The sequence below is a fragment of the Erythrobacter sp. genome (assembly GCF_023653175.1).
Classification (GTDB): Bacteria; Pseudomonadota; Alphaproteobacteria; order Sphingomonadales; family Sphingomonadaceae; genus Erythrobacter.
Map to the genome: position 1 here is coordinate 36,239 of NZ_JAMNXL010000005.1, position 17,005 is coordinate 53,243.

The window sequence follows — 17,005 nt, forward strand, 5'->3', positions numbered from 1 at the left end:
AATGTTTCACGTGAAACATTGGCGGAGATTCCCGGCCCGAATGTTTCACGTGAAACATTTTGGCTGAGGTGAAAGCACGCGGGGGGTGAAACATCTTTGACGATTGCGCCCCCGCGCCCTATCTGCCCGCCCATGCAATCCTTCGACGTCCTCGTCATCGGCGGCGGTCACGCCGGGGTGGAGGCTGCCTGCGCGGCGGCGCGAATGGGCGCGCGCACGGCGCTGGTGAGCTTCGACCTCGCCGCCATCGGTGCGATGAGCTGCAATCCGGCGATCGGAGGCCTCGGCAAGGGACACCTCGTGCGCGAGGTCGACGCGCTTGACGGCGTGCTGGGCCGCGCGGCGGATGCTGGCGCAATCCACTACCGGATGCTCAACCGCTCCAAGGGTAGCGCCGTCTGGGGCCCGCGCGTGCAGGCCGACCGGGTGCGCTTCAAGGCGGCGGTGCAGGCGATGGTGCGCGCGCAGGCCAACCTGACGCTGGTACAGGGCGAGGCTGCCGCGCTGGTGCTGAAGGGCGGGGTGGTCGCGGGGCTGGAGCTGGCCGACGGCACAATGTTTCACGTGAAACATTTGGTGCTGTGCACCGGCACCTTCCTCGGCGGCATCCTGTTCCGCGGTGAGGAACGCTACGAGGGCGGGCGGATTGGCGAGAACGCCGCGCACCGCCTCGCGCAGCAGTTGCGCGGAGCTGACCTCCCCATGGCGCGCCTCAAGACCGGCACCCCGCCGCGTCTGGATGGCCGCACCATCGATTGGGCGGTGCTCGAGGAGCAGCCCTCCGATGGCGAGGCCTGGACCATGTCGCCGCTCACGCCCCGGCGGATCAACCCGCAGGTGTTCTGCGCGATCACCCGCACCACCCAGGCCGGCCACGACGCGATCCGCGCCAATCTCCACCGATCGCCGCTTTTCTCGGGGGCGATTGCTGCGGCGGGACCGCGCTATTGCCCGTCGATCGAGGACAAGATCCACCGCTTCGGCGACCGGGAAGGGCATCAGGTGTTCCTCGAGCCCGAGGGGTTGGATACGCACATGGTCTATCCCAACGGCATCAGCACCTCGCTCCCGGTCGATGTGCAGGAGGAGGTGGTGCGCACCATGCCGGGCTGCGAGCGTGCGGTGATCGTGCAACCGGGCTATGCGGTGGAGTATGACCACATCGACCCGCGCGCGCTGACCCCCGACTTGCAGCTCCGGGCGATCCCCGGTCTCTATTGCGCAGGCCAGATCAACGGGACGACCGGCTACGAGGAGGCCGCCGCGCAGGGGCTGGTAGCAGGGCTCGAGGCGGCTGCGGCGGTGCTCGGCAAGCAAGCGCCCCGGTTCGACCGCGCCAATTCCTATATCGCGGTAATGGTCGACGACCTGACCTTGCAGGGCGTCTCCGAGCCTTACCGGATGCTCACCGCCCGCGCCGAATACCGGCTGCGGCTGCGCGCCAACAATGCCGCGACGCGGCTGACCGGGCTCGGGATCGAAGCGGGGTGCATCGGCGAGGAGCGCCGCGCCTGGTGGGAACGCCGTGAAGCGACGCGCGAAATGTTTCACGTGAAACATTCGCAGAGGGTGCATGCGCGTGAACTCGCCGATCTCGGGCTGGCAGTGCGGCGCGATCAGGGCGAGAAGACTCTCGCCGAATGGTTGCGCTATGACGGGGTGACACCCGAGGCTCTTGCGCCATGGCTCGGCGAGATCACCGCCCTCGACCCGCTGCTCGCCGAGGAGATGGCGGAGGATGCGGCCTATGCGCCCTACCTCGCCCGGCAGGACGCCGAGCTGCGCGATCTGCGCGCGAGCGAGGCCCTGCCGCTGCCCTCGGACTTCCCCTATGCCGAGGTGCCCGGCCTCTCCAACGAGATGGTCGAGCGCCTGAGCAAGGCCGCGCCAGGGACGCTGGCGGCTGCCGGGCGCGTGCCCGGGGTGACACCGGCGGCGCTTTCCGCATTGTTGGTGCATGCGCGTCGCCGCCTCGTATCGGGGTCGTTCGCAGCGTGATCACCAGTGAAACCGAGGCGCGGGCCTATGTTGCCGAGCTGACCGACGCGGCGGGGATGGCGCGGCTCGAGGCCTTCGCCGCGCTGGTGCTCGAGGAGAACCAGCGCCAGAACCTCATCGCCAAGGCGACCGAACCGCATCTGTGGCAGAGGCACATCGCAGACTCCGCGCAGCTCATCGAAAATGTTTCACGTGAAACATTGGGGCCGAATGCGGGCGGGCCCTGGCTCGATCTCGGCAGCGGCCCCGGCTTTCCCGGCCTCGTGATCGCCGCGCTCTGCCCCAACATGCCCGTGGTGCTGGTCGAATCCCGCGCGCGGCGGGTGGAGTTCCTCGAGCGCGCCATCGCAGTGCTCGACCTCGCCAAATGCCGCGTTGAGGGGCAGCGGCTCGAGCGCGTCGCGCCGTTCCCGGCCCGCGCCATTTCGGCACGCGCCTTCGCGCCTTTCCCCAGACTTCTCGACCTATCCGCACCCTTCTCCACAAGGGCCACGCGCTACGTGTTGCCCAAGGGACGTTCGGCGGCGCAGGAATTGGCGGCGCTCAAGCCTTCGATTCGGGCAATGTTTCACGTGAAACATTCCTTGACCGATCCCGAGGCGGGGATCATCGTGAAGGCGTGAGGCGCGAACCCTGTGCGGATTCATCATGAATCGGCGCGCGTAAGGACAGGAAACACCATGCTGACCATCGCGATTGCCAATCAGAAGGGCGGAGTGGGCAAGACCACGACCGCGATCAACATCGCCACCGCCATGGCGGCGACCGGATGGCGCACTCTGCTGATCGACCTCGATCCGCAGGGCAACGCCTCGACCGGCCTCGGAGTCGACGCTGCCGACCGCGGTATTTCGAGCTATGACCTGCTGGTCGACGAGGTTGCGCTGGCCTCGGCGATCGTGCCGACCGCGATCCCGCGCCTCGACATCATCCCGGCGACGGTCGATCTGTCGGGGGCCGAGGTCGAGCTGGTTGCGGTCGAGGGCCGCACGCACCGGCTCCACCGCGCGCTCGCCGGCTATACCGGGCACGACATCTGCTTCATCGACTGCCCGCCCTCGCTGGGCCTGCTGACGCTCAACGCACTGTGCGCCGCCAACACCCTGCTGGTGCCGCTGCAATGCGAGTTCTTCGCCCTGGAGGGGCTGAGCCAGCTGCTCCAGACGGTCGATCAGGTGCAGCAGCGCTTCAACCCCGAGCTGGGCATCATCGGCGTCGCGCTCACCATGTATGACCGGCGCAACCGGCTGACCGATCAGGTCTCGGATGACGTGCGCGATTGCCTCGGCAAGCTGGTGTTCGAAACGGTGATCCCGCGCAACGTCCGCCTGTCTGAGGCGCCGAGCCACGGGCTCCCTGCGCTGATCTATGACCAGCATTGCATCGGCAGCCGCGCCTATATGGCGCTGGCGCGCGAGCTGATCGGGCGCTTTCCCGCAGAAAGACAAGCGGCATGACCGACAATATTGATCAAGCATCTGAAATTCTTGCAATTTCGCGGGCAGGAACGGATAAGCCCCGGCGCCTCGGCAAGGGGCTTGGCGCGCTGCTCGGCGAAACCCGCCGCGAAGAGCCGCTGGTGCGCCGCGAGGAGATCGCCACCGCCTCCTCCGAGGTTCCGCCGCCGGACGTCTCGCCGCTCAGGATGCTGCCCCTGGCGAGCATCAAGCCGCTGCCCGGCAACCCGCGCAAATATTTCGACGAGACCGCGCTCGAGGAGCTGGCGGCGTCGATCGCCACCCGCGGGGTGATCCAGCCGATCATCGTTCGCCCCCATCCGGCAGGCGACGGCTACCAGCTGGTCGCGGGCGAGCGGCGCTGGCGCGCGGCGCAGAAGGCGCGGCTGCACGAGATCCCGGCGCTGGTGCGCGCTCTGTCAGACCGCGAGGTCATGGCGCTTGCGCTGATCGAGAACCTGCAGCGCGAGGACCTCAATCCGGTCGAGGAAGCGCGCGCCTATCATCGCCTCGCCGAGGAAGAGGGGATGATCCAGGTCGACATCGCCAAGATGGTCGAAAAGTCGCGCAGCCATGTCGCCAACATGATGCGGCTGGTGACGCTGCCCGACCAGGTGCTCGACCTCATTCAGGAGGGCAAGCTCACCATGGGCCACGCCCGCGCGCTGATCGGGCGCGACGATGCGCGCGAGCTGGCTGCGATCGCGGTCGCCGAAGGGCTGTCGGTGCGCGATATCGAGACGCTCACCAAGAAGCCGGCCAAGCGCCCCGAGGCGCCCTCCGAACCGGCCTATCTCAGCACCGAGAGCGCCGATATCGTCGCGGTGCAACAGCATCTCGAGGAGTTTCTCGGCCTGACGGTCAAGATCAAGCCCGAGAGCGATCCGCGCAAGGGCACGATCACGATCCGCTACACCACGCTCGACCAGCTCGACCTGCTGTGCCAGCGGCTGACCGGCGGAGAGATTTAAAGACTCGCGCCTGGACATGAAAAAGCCCCGCAAGGTCGCCTGGCCTTGCGGGGCTTTTCTGTTGCGCCCCGGCGAGGGGGCGTTTCTGCTTTCAGCAGAGCTTCGCTTCCACGTGAAAAAACTCAGCGCTGGCGGATCAGCTTGCCCGGGCGCGGGGCGGGATCGGTAATCACGCGCGTACGGCCTTCGATGTAGGTCTCTTCGCGCACCGTCTCGCGCACCACGACCTGCTGCTGCACCTCGGTGCGCACAGGCACCAGCACCACCTGCGGCGGCGGGGCATAGGCGTAGCCGTAGGAATAGGCCTGCGGGTAGCCATAGCCATAGGCCGGATAGGCGATCTCGCGGCTCGCGATTCGCGCACCCGGCGCGCCATAGGCCGACAGGTAGCTGTCGAGCGCGGCTTCGCAGTCGTAGAGGTTCTTCTTCCTGTCGCCGTCGAACAGGCTGCCGATCAAGCCGCCGATCAGCCCGCCGCCGCCCACGCCGAGCACCGTGCCGAGCACGCGGTCACCCGCGCCGGCGATCTCGTAACCGGCAATCCCGCCCCCGATCGCGCCGAGCAGCCCGCCGATGATGAGGCCGGTGCGGTCGCGGCTCTGCCCGCGGGTGCGGCGCCGGCATTCGTCGATCCACTGCTGGCGCTCGAACACGGCCGGAGCGGCGGCGGCATAGCCGTAGCCTTGCGGCGCATAGCCCTGGCCGGGGAAGTGTTGCGGCGCATAGTATTGCGGGGCGGGGGCGGGGCGCACCACGCCGGGGGCATTGATGTAGCGGGTGCGGGTGATGGTCTCGACTCCGCCCTCGATCGTCACCGTCTCGGTCGGGCGGATCGCCGTAACAGGGGCCGGGGTCGGTGCGCTGCGCATGTCGGCGGGCAGCTCGCGCAGCTCGTTCTGGCCCATCGGGGCGAGCGGCGGGAGGTCGCTGTAGTCCTGCGCCTGCGCGGCAGCGGGCAGCGCAACCAGCGCGAGCGCGGCGAGCGGAAGGGTCGAAAAAGTCTTGGACATGGGCGAATCTCCCTGAGTCAGCCAGGTCAGCTGATGGTTAGCAAAAGACTAACACTGTCAGGCCTGTGCGCCCAAGCCGGGTGTGGCTCCTGTCCCGTTTCGGGAAAGATCGGGGGCCCCTGTCAGATTCGGGCCGAGAGCAGCGCGGCGAGCGCCTCGATCCCCTTGGCATCGGCCTCGGTGAAACGGGCGGGGGTGGGGCTGTCGAGGTCGATCACCGCGATCACTGTCCCGTCACGCAGCACCGGCACCACCAGCTCGCTCGCACTGGCGGCGTCGCAGGCGATGTGGCCGGGGAAGGCGTGGACGTCGGCGACAAGTTGCGTAGCGCGACTTTCCGCCGCGGCGCCGCACACGCCGCTGCCGAAGGGGATGCGGATGCAGGCCGGGCGGCCGACGAAGGGCCCGAGCACCAGCTCCTCGGCGCCCCCGCTCTTGGCAGACGCGACCCGGTAGAACCCGGCCCAGTTGAGATCTGGCAGGAACTCCCACAAGAGCGCCGCGACATTGGCCATGTTGGCGACCGCGTCCGGCTCGCCCTCGGTCAGCGCCCCGGCGGCCGCGAGCAGTTCGCGGTGGAGTTCGTCCGCGGAGAGCGGGGTGTCGGGCTTGAAATCGTACATCGGGAGCGGGGTCTTTCGTCGCTTGTCAGTTGCCGCAAGGCCCGTGCGGCCTTATTCCGTGCCACATGACATTCTTCCGCAAAATCGCAATCGCTCTCGCAGTCTTCCTCGTCGTCACCGGGGGCGGGCTGTGGTTCGTCACCCGCGGCGACACCGCCGATCTTAGCGTCGACGAGGTCGCGGGCAAGGACCCGGTGCTGCAGGAGGCGGATGCCCAGACCTTCCCCACAGTCCAGGTCGCAGAGCCCGTGGGCTGGGCCGCGGGCGAGGCCCCGACCCCCGCCGAGGGGCTCGAAGTCGCGCGCTTTGCCGAGGGGCTCGTGCATCCGCGCACGCTTTACACCCTGCCCAATGGCGACGTGCTGGTTAGCCTGACCCGCGCGCCACAGGTGAAGAACGAGGGCGGCGGGATCATGGACGCGATCAAGGGTTGGATCGCCGACAGCCTGCTGACCAAGGCGGGCGCGACCGGCCTGTCCCCCAACCAGATCGTCCTGCTGCGCGACGCGGACGGTAACGGCACGGCGGAAACCCGCAAGGTGATCGCGCAGGATGACCTCGATTCGCCTTCGGGCCTCGCCTGGGCGGACGGCACGCTCTACATCGCCAACCACAATGCCGTGCTCGCCTTCCCCTATGCGCTGGGGGCGGATGCGGTGAGCGGCAAGGGCACCAAGATCATGGACCTCGCGCCGGGCGGAGGGCACTGGATGCGCAACCTCAAGCTCTCGCCCGATGGCAAGCAGCTCTATGTCGCGGTCGGCTCGGTCAGCAATGTCGGCGAGAGCGGCATGAAGGTGGAGGAAGGCCGCGCGCTGATCTGGGAGTATGACTTTGCGAGCCGGCGCCAGCGCCAGTTCGCAGCCGGCCTGCGCAACCCCAACGGGCTCGATTTCTCGCCGTGGAGCGGCGAGCTGTGGACCACGGTGAACGAGCGCGACATGCTCGGCAGCGATCTGGTGCCCGATTACCTCACCAACGTGCCGGTGGGCGCGCAATATGGCTGGCCCTGGGTCTATTTTCGCACCAACCGCGACCGCCGGGTCGACGCGCCGATGCCGCGCTTCCTGATGGAATATGTGCGCAAGCCCGAATATGCGCTGGGGCCTCACGTTGCGGCGCTGGGCATGGTGTTCTCGCAAGAGGGCGACCGGATGGGGCAGGCCTTCGCCGGCGGGGCCTTCATCGCACGGCACGGCTCGTGGAACCGCAAGCCGCCCTCGGGCTATGACGTGGTGTTCGTTGACTTCGACGATCGCGGCAATCCGGTCGGCAAGCCCAAGCCGGTGCTGACCGGCTTCCTCAAGGACGATGGCACCACCCGCGGCCGTCCGACCTGGGTGACGTGGGGGAGCGATGGTTCGCTGCTGGTGTCGGACGATACCGCCGGGATCATCTGGCGCGTCCGCTCGCCGAGCGCGGCTCCGGCACCCGCGATCGCGCGGCTGGTCGGCAAGCCGCTCCCCCCGCAGGAGCTGACAGATCCGCGCGCCAAGTTCGAGGCGGATTACCTACGCCAGCAGGCTGGGCAGAAGGTCAACTAGAGCCTGATTCCCGCCCGCCCCGCCAGCTCGGTCGCGAATTGCAGCGCGGTGCGGCCTGACCGATTGCCGCGCTGGATGGCGAAGGCCATCGCCTCCTCGGCATCGAAGGCGAGGCCGAGCGGGGCGGTGTAGCCCTCGAGAATCGCGAGATAGGTGTCCTTGTCCGCCGGGTGGAAGCCCAGCGTCAGCCCGAAGCGGTCAGCGAGCGCCAGCGCATCGTCGCGCTCGTCGCGTTCATGGAGCGCCGCCGAGGTATCCTCACGCTCGATAATGCTGCGGCGGTTGGCGGTGACCAAGAGCCGGATATGCGCGGGGCGCGGGGCGATGCCGCCTTCGAGCAGGCTGCGCAGTGCGAGCATCTCCGCCCGCGCCTCGGCGCCGAAGCCGAGATCGTCGATGAACAGCAGGAAGGCGCGCTTCACCTCCGCCAGCTCAGCGATCAGCGCGGGGAAGGTCGGGAGTGTGCCCGGGGCAAGCTGGACAAGCGCGAGATTCTGCGTCTCCCGCTGCACATCGGCGACGCAGGCGCGCACCAGTGCCGATTTGCCCATCCCCCGCGCGCCCCACAGCAGCGCGTCATGCGCCGCCGCCCCGCTCGCCAGACGGGCGCACAGCCCGCGCAGTGCTGCTTTCTGGGCGTCGATCCCGTGAAGGGCGTCGAGCGGCAAGGCTTCGAGCACCGGCACCGCGCGCGCCTGCTTGCCCTCCCAAACATAGGCGGGATGCGCGATCCAGTCGGTCGGCGGCGGCGGTGGGGGCGCGAGGCGTTCGAGCGCGGCGGCGATCCGCTCCAGCGCGCCTTCGGTCATCTCAGGCGACCAACGCGTCGGCGGTCAGCGCGTAGAGCAGCTCCGCCCCCGCCACTGCGCCTGCCTTGAGGCCCGCGGCTTCGGGCACGATCCGGTCGAGGAAGAAGCGCACCGTCACCGGCTTGGTCGCCGCCAGCTCCGGAGCCGCGCCCGCCGCGACCGCCTGCGCCTGCTTCATCAGCTGCCACCCTGCGACGCAGACTGCGGCCATGGTGCAGAACGGGACGCTGCCTGCGAGGCGGTCATCGAGGCTCGCATCGTCGCGCATCCACTGGGCGACATTGGCGCAGTCGCGGGCGAGCGCGGCGAGGGCATATTCCTCCGCGGCCTCGCGTGCGATCTCTTCGAACAGCGCGACCAGCGCCTCGCCCCCGTCCAGCCCCAGCTTGCGGGTCACAAGGTCCGCCGCCTGAATGCCATTGGTGCCTTCATAAATCGGCGCGATGCGCGAATCGCGCCAGTGCTGGGCGGCGCCGGTTTCCTCAACGAAGCCCATGCCGCCGTGGATCTGGATGCCGAGGCCCGAGACCTCGACGCCCACATCCGTGCCCCACGCCTTGAGCATCGGCACGATGATCTCGCCCCGGGTCCGCGCCGCCTCGTCGCCGAGATTGCCGCGATCGACCTGCCCGGCGCAGTAATAAAGCAGCGCGCGCACGCCTTCGGTGAGGGCCTTCATCCGGCAAATCATGCGGCGCACGTCGGGGTGCTCGATGATCGCCACCGGGGTCTTGTCGGGCGAGCCTGCGCGCGCCGACTGCACCCGGTCCCGCGCATAGGCGAGCGCCTGCTGGGTCGCGCGCTCGGCGATCTGCGCGCCCTGGTTGCCGACGTTGATCCGAGCGTTGTTCATCATCGTGAACATCGCGGCGAGCCCCTTGTTGGGCGCGCCGACCAGCTCGCCGATGCATTCGCCATTGTCGCCATAGGACATGACGCAGGTCGGCGAGGCGTTGATGCCGAGCTTGTGTTCGAGGCTGACGCAGCGCAGGTCGTTCCTCGGGCCGAGGCTGCCGTCGGCATTCACATGATACTTGGGCACCACGAAGAGCGAGATGCCGCGCGATCCCTCGGGCGCGCCGGGGAGGCGGGCGAGGACGAGGTGGATGATGTTCTTCGCCAGATCATGCTCGCCCCAAGTGATGTAGATCTTCTGGCCGGTGATCCGGTACTTGCCCGCATGCTCGCCCGTCTCGATCGGTTCCGCGGTCGAGCGCAGCGCGCCGACATCGCTTCCCGCGGCGGGCTCGGTGAGGTTCATCGTGCCCGACCACTCGCCGCTCACCAGCTTGGGCAGATACATCGCCTGCTGGGCGGGCGAGCCGTGGTGCTCCAGCGCCTCGATCGCGCCGACGCTCAGCATCGGCAGCAGGGTGAAGGCCATGTTTGCCGCGCCGAGATTCTCCAGCACGTTGCAGGCCAGCGTGAAGGGCAGGCCCTGACCGCCATGCGCGGCCGGGCTCGCGATGGCGTTCCAGCCCTGCTCGACATAGGCGTGATAGGCGGCCTCGAAGCCCTCGGGCAGGCGGACAACGCCGTTCTCGAGCTTCGCGCCCTCCAGATCGCCCTTGCGGTTGAGTGGCGCGAATTCTCCGGCCGCGAACTGGCCGACGCCGGCGACGATGGCTTCGACGAGGTCGGGCTCGGCGTGGGCGAAGCGTTCGGTGGTCGCCAGCTCGTCGATCCCGGCATTGACGCGGATGGCGAGCAGCTGGTCGGCGGTCGGCGGGGTGAAGGGGGTCACTTGGGGGGCATCCTTGCGGGTCTTGGGGGGCTGCGCTCGTGGCAGGGCGGGCAAACGAATATAGCGCCGGGGCATGAGCGGCAAGAACGTTACGGAAGTGCGGCTGGCGGACGCCGAGGGGATCGTGGCGGCGGCGCGAATCCTCGAATCGGGCGGGCTGGTGGCGGTGCCGACCGAGACGGTCTACGGCCTCGCCGCGCGCGCGGACAGCGCCGAGGCGGTGGCGCGGATCTATGCCGCGAAGGGCCGACCTGATTTCAATCCGCTGATCGTGCATGTGCGCGGGGTGGAGCAAGCGCGGGAACTGGCGCTCTTACCGCACAAGGCCGATGTCCTTGCCGATCTGGTGTGGCCCGCCTCTCTGACCCTTGTGGTCCCACGCAGGCCGGAGGCAAAACTCGCGCCTGCGGTGACCGCCGGCCTGCCTACGGTCGCCCTGCGCAGCCCGGACCATCCGGTGATGCATGCCCTGCTTTCCGCCTGCGCCTTTCCGCTCGCCGCCCCATCGGCCAACCGCAGCGGTTTCGTCAGCCCGACCACCGCGGCCCATGTCCTTGCGACGCTCGACGGGCGCATTGACATGGTTCTCGACGACGGGCGGCCCTGTTCGGAAGGGTTGGAGTCGACGATTGTTGCCATTCGGCCAGACGGCAGCTGGGAGGAATTGCGCCCCGGCCCGGTCAATCTGGACGCCTTGCACCAACACTATTGGGACGAACCTTACCCGCGCGCGGCAAAAGCCGAGGCGCACACAATCGAAGCGCCCGGCCAGCTCGCCAGCCACTACGCCCCGGGCAAGCCGGTCCGCCTGAACGCCACGTGGGCGGAGCCAGACGAGTTCCTGATCGGTTTCGGGCCGGTCGATGGCGATTGCACGCTATCGGCAGGCGGGGTTCTCGGCGAAGCGGCGGCGCGGCTCTATGCCTGCCTGCACGAGGGTGCTCGCGCTCCGCAGCCGCGCATCGCAGTTGCCCCGGTGCCCGAGGAAGGTGTCGGCCGAGCGATCAACGACCGGCTGCGGCGGGCGGCGGCTTAATCCTCTTCTGGCTCCACCGGAATCCCCGGGGCCAGCGCCTTCATCTCGGCGCGGATCGCCTGCGCCTTTTCACACGCTTCATCGTCCCCATCAGCGCAGCGTTCGGATTGCTTGGTGAAGGCCCGGTCGAGCTCGCCCATGCGCTCCTCGCGCTTGCGGATTTCGCGGCCGCGCTTCTCGTCTGCTTCGGACTGGCTGGTGGTGGCGAGGTCGACGCCCTTGCTCACCACGCGCACCGGCGCGGTGACCACGCCGACCGCGGCCTTGGCGAGGCAGCCCTGAAGCGCGAGGGCGGCGCAGCTGACAGCGATGAGTCGGAGCGGGGACATGGCTCGCACAGTCTCACTCACCGGTTACGATCTGGCAAATCCTATTCCGCGGGCTTCGACGGTGCGGCGGGTGCAGCCGGTGCGGCGGGGGGTGCCGGGATCGCGCCGCTCGCGCCGCCCCCAGCCGCTCCGGGGTTGCAGGTCAGCGTGCCCGAGCCGAAGGCGTTGACGGTGCACTTGGCGCTGCCCGACACCTTGATGTCGCCAGCGCCGCCGATGGTCGCCTCGACCGTCCCGTCCGAGGCGAAGGCGACGTCGCCGGTGCCGCCGATCGTGACTTCTGCCTGGTCGGCCTTGAGCGTGGGCATCAACACCTCGCCTGCTCCGCCGATCAGCACGGTGAGCTCCTTCGCCGTGCCCGCGCCGCGCACCGTGCCGCTGCCGCCGATATTGATCCCGAGCCGCTCGCTGGCGATTGTCCCGAACTCGACGAGGCCGCTGCCGCCGATGTTGATGTCGGCCTGTTTGGCGAGGCCCTGCGCCTTGACCGTGCCGCTGCCACCGATGATCACCTCGGTAGGCGCGGGCATGGTGATGCGGATCGTGGCGTTGCTGTTGCCGTTCCAGCCGTCCTCGCGGGTGATGCCGATCACTTCGCTGTCGCGCACGAAGCGCAAGCTTTCGGTGTTTTGCCCCTCGACCTTGATCGCGAAGGTTTCGCCCTCGGTCAGGATCACGGTGTCGCCCGAGGCGAGGAAGACCTTGGCGGGCGGGGCGCCGGCGATTTCGATCTCGGAGAGGGGCACGCCCTTCTGGCCGTTGATCTCGGCATCGGCACCGTCGCAGGCGGGCAGCGCCACGGCGAGCGCGAGGATGGCGGCGGGGGCCATGCGGCGGCGGAAGGCGTGGGTCATGGCGATGTCTCTCCCTTTGGCGTATTGCTGATGTAATACACCATCGGGCGGGGTGCAAGGGGGAGGGCCAACGCCAACGCCCAAGCGAAAAGGGCCGCCCCTAAGGACGGCCCTTTCCTGTTCACTCGCAGCGCGGGAAGCTTACGCTTCTTCGGCGGTGTCGTAATACTGCGGCGCGTGTTCGCGCAGCACGTCGAGGATCTTGCCGAGCGCGGTGGGCTCGTCGGTCTCTTCCATCGCCGCCAGTTCGCGGGCGAGGCGCGAGGACGCCGCTTCGAAGATCTGGCGTTCCGAGTAGGACTGCTCGGGCTGGTCTTCGGGGCGGAACAGGTCGCGGGTCACTTCGGCGATCGACACGAGGTCGCCCGAGTTGATCTTGGCTTCATATTCCTGCGCGCGGCGCGACCACATGGTGCGCTTGACCTTGGGCTTGCCCTTGAGGGTTTCCATCGCCTGCCTGAGCGTCTTGTCCGACGAAAGCTTGCGCATCCCGATCGCTTCGACCTTATTGGTCGGCACACGGAGCGTCATGCGCTCCTTCTCGAACCGCAGCACGTAGAGTTCGAGCTGCATCCCGGCGATCTCTTCCTTCTGGAGTTCGATCACACGGCCTACGCCGTGCTTCGGGTAGACAACATAATCGCCGACGGTGAATGCGTTCGCGGTGCTCGCCATGCACGTTCCTTTCAATCGGCCGACATTCGCAACAGGGAGAGAGACGACTGACCCGGCGGCGCGACCCAACCCCTCACGGGGCGAGCGCCGGGTGCGAATCATCCGGTTGGGGGTTGCTGGTGTCGGGCCTTCCTGGTTTCTGGACGCCTGCGCGGACCCGGGTCCGGCGCGGTCACGACATTATATAGCACGCCTGCAACAAAATTGCGAGTCGGCGTTTTTATGAACCCTCCACGCGTCCCTCGCCGCAACGCGCGGGCCGCTGGGAAGGGGCTGCATCAGTCCCCGTCGCCGGGCGCGTCGGTGAAGTACCTCTCGAACTTGTCCTTTTCGCCCTTGTGCGCGTCGGCATCCTCGGGCGGGGCCTTCTGGCTGGTGATGTTGGGCCACACGGCCGAGAATTTGGTGTTGAGTTCGAGCCACTTTTCGAGCCCGTCCTCAGTGTCGGGGAGAATCGCCTCGGCCGGGCATTCCGGCTCGCACACGCCGCAGTCGATGCACTCGCTGGGGTTGATCACCAGCATGTTCTCGCCCTCGTAGAAACAGTCGACCGGGCACACTTCCACGCAGTCGGTGTACTTGCACTTGATGCAGTCTTCGGTGACGACGTAAGTCATTGCGGCTCTTTCACGAGAAGTCTTCGGGAACGTCCGGCGGGGGATCCGCCGTCGGAGGCGACGCTGCTATGGTCATTTGCCCTTTACGGTCAAGCCCGTCAGAATCAACCTCACGATAATGCGATGCCGCCTGTGCGGGCGAGCCGCGGCGGTCGGGCAGGGCGGTCAGTTCGATCACCCGCACGCCGCCGCCCGTTGCAAGGGTCAGCACATCCCCGATACGGGCCTGTTCCGCACCGCGCAGCACATGCTTTCTGTTGCGGCGCAAAGCGTGAGTATCGATCAGCGTCTGGGCGGCGGAGCGGGTGCGGGCAAAGCGCAGGTAGACGAGCAGCCGGTCGATCCGGATCGAGCCTCCCGCACCTTCGCCGCTCATCCCTTGAGCAGGTCCGCCAGCTTGTCGAAGGCCCCCCCGGCGCGGGCCGGGCCGGTGTCGGGCTTGGGCAGGGGCGGACGGTTGCCCTGCGGCCGCTTGCCACCCGGCTTGCCGCGCGGTTTGCCCTCGGCAGGCCGCGCGTCGTCGGACTCCGGCTTGCGCTGCCGGGGGCGCTCGGCGGTGCCCCGCGCATCGCGCCGGGCGTCGCGTTCCTCGGGGCGGCGCGGGCGCCAGTACCAGCGGTCGGGGGCGGGAGCGCCCTGCGCGCCTTCGGGCAGCGCGCGGGCACGATCGCAGCGGAACCCCGCGCTGCCGAGCAGGCGGCGGGCGTTCTCGGCCTCGAGGCCCACTGAGACAGCAAGCGCGAGGTCGAGCCGGAACGGTCGATTGCGCTCCTTGGGATGGGCGGCAACGACCTTGCCGCGCGCATCAAAGGCCGCGCGAAAAATCTTTTCGGCGAGGTCGACCCGGATCGCCTGGCTACCGGCATAGCGGTAGCCTGCGGGCAAGCGACCCTTGGGCCAGCTCCCCTCGGCCAGCACCGGCTGCATCGCCTCCTGCACCGCGCGGGTGTCGAGCCCCAGCGCGTGCAGCAGGCGGCGCGGGGCGGGCTTCAGCAGCGGCGCATCGAAGATGTCGAGCGCGCCGAAGGTGATGCCGAGCTTGCGCAGGTAGGGGCGCATCTCCTTGGGGAGGTTTTCCAGCCCCGCCTCCTCGCGGCTGATCACCCCGCGCGCCTCGATCAGGGTGATGACCAGCGCGCGGGCCTGTGATCCGGCGGCGGGATCGCGCGCCGCCTCGGCGAGCTTGCGCAAGGGGGCGAGGGGTTCGAGCTGCTGTTCCAGCCACGCGGCAAGCCCCGCCTCGAGCTTCGCCTTGGCCGTATCAGGCAGCAGCGCGACATCGCGGGTGAGGGTCAGGCGCGGCGTGCCGAAATTGCCCGAGCCGGGGTGGCCGGGGAAAGCGATCGCGGCGAGCGCGCGGCCCTGCCACTTCACCGCGCCGCCGCTGATCTCCAGCTCGGCGATGCCTTCCGAAAGCAGCCACTCCGCGCGGCGTTCCAGCAATGCCGGCAGCGCTTTCTCGCCTGCCGCAAGCAGCATCCGCCGGTCAGCCACGCCTGCCGAGGGATCGACATGGAAGCGGAAGCCCTCGAGCCGGCCGATGCTCTCGCCCTCCACCGTCAGTTGGCCATCGGGTTCGAGCGTGACGGGCAGCGCACTGGCATCCTGCCCCAGCGATTTCATCAAGAGAGTCGTCCTTCGGTTCACGAAACGCTCGGTCAGCCGCGCGTGCAGCGCATCCGAGAGCTTCGCCTCGACCGCGCGCGCCCGCGCAGCCATTTCGTCGCGCGCCAGCACCCAATCGGGGCGCTGGCAGATGTAGGCCCAGCTGCGAATCGCAGCGATGCGGCCCTGGAGCGTGTCGATGTCGCCCTGCATCCGGTCAAGCTCGGCGATGCGCGCGGCGACGAAATCCGCGCCGAGATAGCCGCCGCGCAGGTCGTCCCACAGCCGGGCGACGAAGCGGGCGTGCTGTTCTACCCCGAGATTGCGGAAATCGGGGAGCGTGCAGGCCTCCCAGAAGCGCCGGACCGACCCGGCCCCGCGCACCGTCTCGGCGATGGAGTCGCCCGCGAGGCGGCGCAGCACCGCCATGTCGATGGCTTCGGGCGCGGCCTTGAGCACGGGATTATCGGGCCGCGCTTCCAGATCGGCGATCAGCGCGCCCAGCGAATCGAAGCGCGGATCGGCCTCGCGCCAGAATAGGTGGGTGAGGGGCGCGAATTTGTGCTCCTCGATCGCGTAGACTTCCTCGTCTGTGAACTGGAGCGGCTCGCCGTCCCCCTTGCCGGTGCCTGACAGCGTGCCGAACGTCCCGTCGCGCTGGTGCCGCCCGGCGCGCCCGGCGATCTGCGCCATCTCCGAAGGGGTGAGGCGGCGCTTGCGGCGGCCGTCATACTTGCTCAAGCTGGCAAAGGCGACGTGGTCGAGATCGAGGTTCAATCCCATCCCGATAGCGTCGGTGGCGACGATATAGTCGACCTCGCCCGCCTGGAACATCGCGACCTGCTTGTTGCGGGTTTCGGGCGACAGGGCTCCCATCACTACCGCCGCGCCGCCGCGGAACCGCCGTAAGGCCTCGGCCATCGCGTAGACTTGTTCCACGCTGAAGGCGACCACGGCCGAGCGCTTGGGCAGGCGCGAGAGCTTGCAGACGCCCGCGTGGCTGAGGGTGGAGAAGCGCGGGCGGCTGGTGATGTCCGCCTTGGGGATCAGCGCCTTGATCATCGGTTCGAGGGTCGCGCTGCCGAGGATCATCGTCTCCTCGCGCCCGCGCATGTGCATCAGGCGATCGGTGAAGATGTGCCCGCGTTCCGGGTCCGCGCCCAATTGCGCCTCGTCCAGGGCGACGAAGGCGTGCTGACCGGCGGTGCGCGGCATGGCTTCGGCGGTGCAGAGGAAATAGCGCGCGTCAGGCGGCTCGATCCGCTCCTCACCGGTGATCAGCGCGACCTGCTTGTCGCCCTTGATGGCGCGCACCCGGTCATAGACCTCGCGCGCCAGCAGGCGCAGCGGGAAGCCCATCATGCCACTGGAGTGCCCGCACATCCGCTCGATCGCCAAGTGCGTCTTGCCGGTGTTGGTCGGCCCGAGCACGGCGCGCACATGTGCGTCCTCGGCGGGACGGGGGGTGAGGGACTGGGGCACGACGCCTGCGGTCATCGCAGGCTTGCCGCAGGGGGGCAAGGCCATGGGCGAGGCCCGCAGGGCAATAGGCACAACACCTTATCGCACGCGCGCCCCGACTGGTCGCTGGTTAACGGCAGTTTTACTATGTTGCGGCTAGAAAATGCGACAAGGCTCCGCTTGAGGGTGGCGCAAGGCTCGTTCGCCAAGGGCACCGCTTCGGGGCATGATGTTGGATCACGCGCGCAAACTGACCGAACCGGAAGAGGGCC

At 68.4% G+C, this 17,005-nt stretch carries 16 protein-coding genes; 6 read left to right on the plus strand and 10 right to left on the minus strand.

The window, feature by feature from the left end; translation table 11 throughout:
* Window positions 1-132: 132 nt before the first annotated feature.
* The 4 genes from mnmG to NBV68_RS01365 are packed head-to-tail and all read left to right on the plus strand — an operon-like array spanning window position 133 to window position 4,426.
* On the plus strand, window positions 133-1,998 hold the full coding sequence (gene mnmG, locus NBV68_RS01350; protein ID WP_296306585.1) for a tRNA uridine-5-carboxymethylaminomethyl(34) synthesis enzyme MnmG: 1,866 nt from the start codon (window positions 133-135) through the stop codon (window positions 1,996-1,998).
* A complete protein-coding gene (gene rsmG, locus NBV68_RS01355; protein WP_296306586.1) occupies window positions 1,995-2,621 on the plus strand; it encodes a 16S rRNA (guanine(527)-N(7))-methyltransferase RsmG in 627 nt (208 codons plus the stop codon). Before mnmG ends, rsmG begins: the two co-directional genes overlap by 4 nt.
* Window positions 2,622-2,678: 57 nt before the next feature.
* Window positions 2,679-3,455 carry an AAA family ATPase gene (locus tag NBV68_RS01360; RefSeq protein WP_296306587.1) on the plus strand — a complete coding sequence of 259 codons (777 nt, stop codon included), beginning with the start codon at window positions 2,679-2,681 and terminating at the stop codon, window positions 3,453-3,455.
* Window positions 3,452-4,426 (plus strand): ParB/RepB/Spo0J family partition protein, encoded by a 975-nt coding sequence (locus tag NBV68_RS01365; protein WP_296306588.1) that lies wholly within the window; start codon window positions 3,452-3,454, stop codon window positions 4,424-4,426. Before NBV68_RS01360 ends, NBV68_RS01365 begins: the two co-directional genes overlap by 4 nt.
* 122 nt (window positions 4,427-4,548) lie before the next feature.
* Here NBV68_RS01365 and NBV68_RS01370 read toward each other — a convergent pair whose 3' ends face one another.
* Window positions 4,549-5,436, minus strand: a complete 888-nt coding sequence (locus NBV68_RS01370) for a hypothetical protein (RefSeq protein WP_296306589.1) — start codon at window positions 5,434-5,436, stop codon at window positions 4,549-4,551.
* A gap of 122 nt (window positions 5,437-5,558) precedes the next feature.
* Window positions 5,559-6,059: a GAF domain-containing protein gene (locus NBV68_RS01375; RefSeq protein ID WP_296306590.1), complete on the minus strand. Its 501-nt coding sequence runs from the start codon at window positions 6,057-6,059 to the stop codon at window positions 5,559-5,561.
* Between the two features lie 65 nt (window positions 6,060-6,124).
* Here NBV68_RS01375 and NBV68_RS01380 point away from each other — a divergent pair, with 65 nt between their 5' ends.
* Entirely contained in the window at window positions 6,125-7,603 is a 1,479-nt protein-coding gene (locus NBV68_RS01380; RefSeq protein ID WP_296306591.1) for a PQQ-dependent sugar dehydrogenase, read from the plus strand.
* On the opposite strand, the gene NBV68_RS01385 is transcribed toward NBV68_RS01380, so the two are convergent.
* Together NBV68_RS01385 and NBV68_RS01390 are read right to left on the minus strand one after the other, a co-directional pair.
* The gene (locus NBV68_RS01385; protein ID WP_296306592.1) at window positions 7,600-8,412 is read right to left on the minus strand and encodes a DUF815 domain-containing protein; all 813 of its coding nucleotides are present in this window, start codon (window positions 8,410-8,412) and stop codon (window positions 7,600-7,602) included. The genes NBV68_RS01380 and NBV68_RS01385 overlap by 4 nt on opposite strands.
* Before the next feature lies 1 nt (window position 8,413).
* The gene (locus tag NBV68_RS01390; RefSeq protein ID WP_296306593.1) at window positions 8,414-10,156 is read right to left on the minus strand and encodes an acyl-CoA dehydrogenase family protein; all 1,743 of its coding nucleotides are present in this window, start codon (window positions 10,154-10,156) and stop codon (window positions 8,414-8,416) included.
* A 73-nt stretch (window positions 10,157-10,229) separates the two neighbouring features.
* On the opposite strand from NBV68_RS01390, the gene NBV68_RS01395 reads away from it, so the two are divergent.
* Window positions 10,230-11,192, plus strand: a complete 963-nt coding sequence (locus tag NBV68_RS01395) for an L-threonylcarbamoyladenylate synthase (protein WP_296306594.1) — start codon at window positions 10,230-10,232, stop codon at window positions 11,190-11,192.
* On the opposite strand, the gene NBV68_RS01400 is transcribed toward NBV68_RS01395, so the two are convergent.
* From NBV68_RS01400 to NBV68_RS01425, 6 genes are all read right to left on the minus strand, one after another.
* The gene (locus tag NBV68_RS01400) at window positions 11,189-11,521 is read right to left on the minus strand and encodes a hypothetical protein (RefSeq protein WP_296306595.1); all 333 of its coding nucleotides are present in this window, start codon (window positions 11,519-11,521) and stop codon (window positions 11,189-11,191) included. The genes NBV68_RS01395 and NBV68_RS01400 overlap by 4 nt on opposite strands.
* A 41-nt stretch (window positions 11,522-11,562) precedes the next feature.
* Entirely contained in the window at window positions 11,563-12,375 is an 813-nt protein-coding gene (locus NBV68_RS01405) for a DUF2807 domain-containing protein (RefSeq protein WP_296306596.1), read from the minus strand.
* A 141-nt stretch (window positions 12,376-12,516) separates the two neighbouring features.
* Window positions 12,517-13,050 (minus strand): CarD family transcriptional regulator, encoded by a 534-nt coding sequence (locus NBV68_RS01410; RefSeq protein ID WP_296306597.1) that lies wholly within the window; start codon window positions 13,048-13,050, stop codon window positions 12,517-12,519.
* A 278-nt stretch (window positions 13,051-13,328) separates the two neighbouring features.
* On the minus strand, window positions 13,329-13,667 hold the full coding sequence (fdxA, locus tag NBV68_RS01415) for a ferredoxin FdxA (protein WP_296306598.1): 339 nt from the start codon (window positions 13,665-13,667) through the stop codon (window positions 13,329-13,331).
* A 10-nt stretch (window positions 13,668-13,677) separates the two neighbouring features.
* Window positions 13,678-14,043, minus strand: a complete 366-nt coding sequence (locus NBV68_RS01420) for an RNA-binding S4 domain-containing protein (protein ID WP_296306599.1) — start codon at window positions 14,041-14,043, stop codon at window positions 13,678-13,680.
* Entirely contained in the window at window positions 14,040-16,769 is a 2,730-nt protein-coding gene (locus NBV68_RS01425) for a helicase-related protein (RefSeq protein ID WP_296306602.1), read from the minus strand. Before NBV68_RS01425 ends, NBV68_RS01420 begins: the two co-directional genes overlap by 4 nt.
* Between the last annotated feature and the right edge of the window lie 236 nt (window positions 16,770-17,005).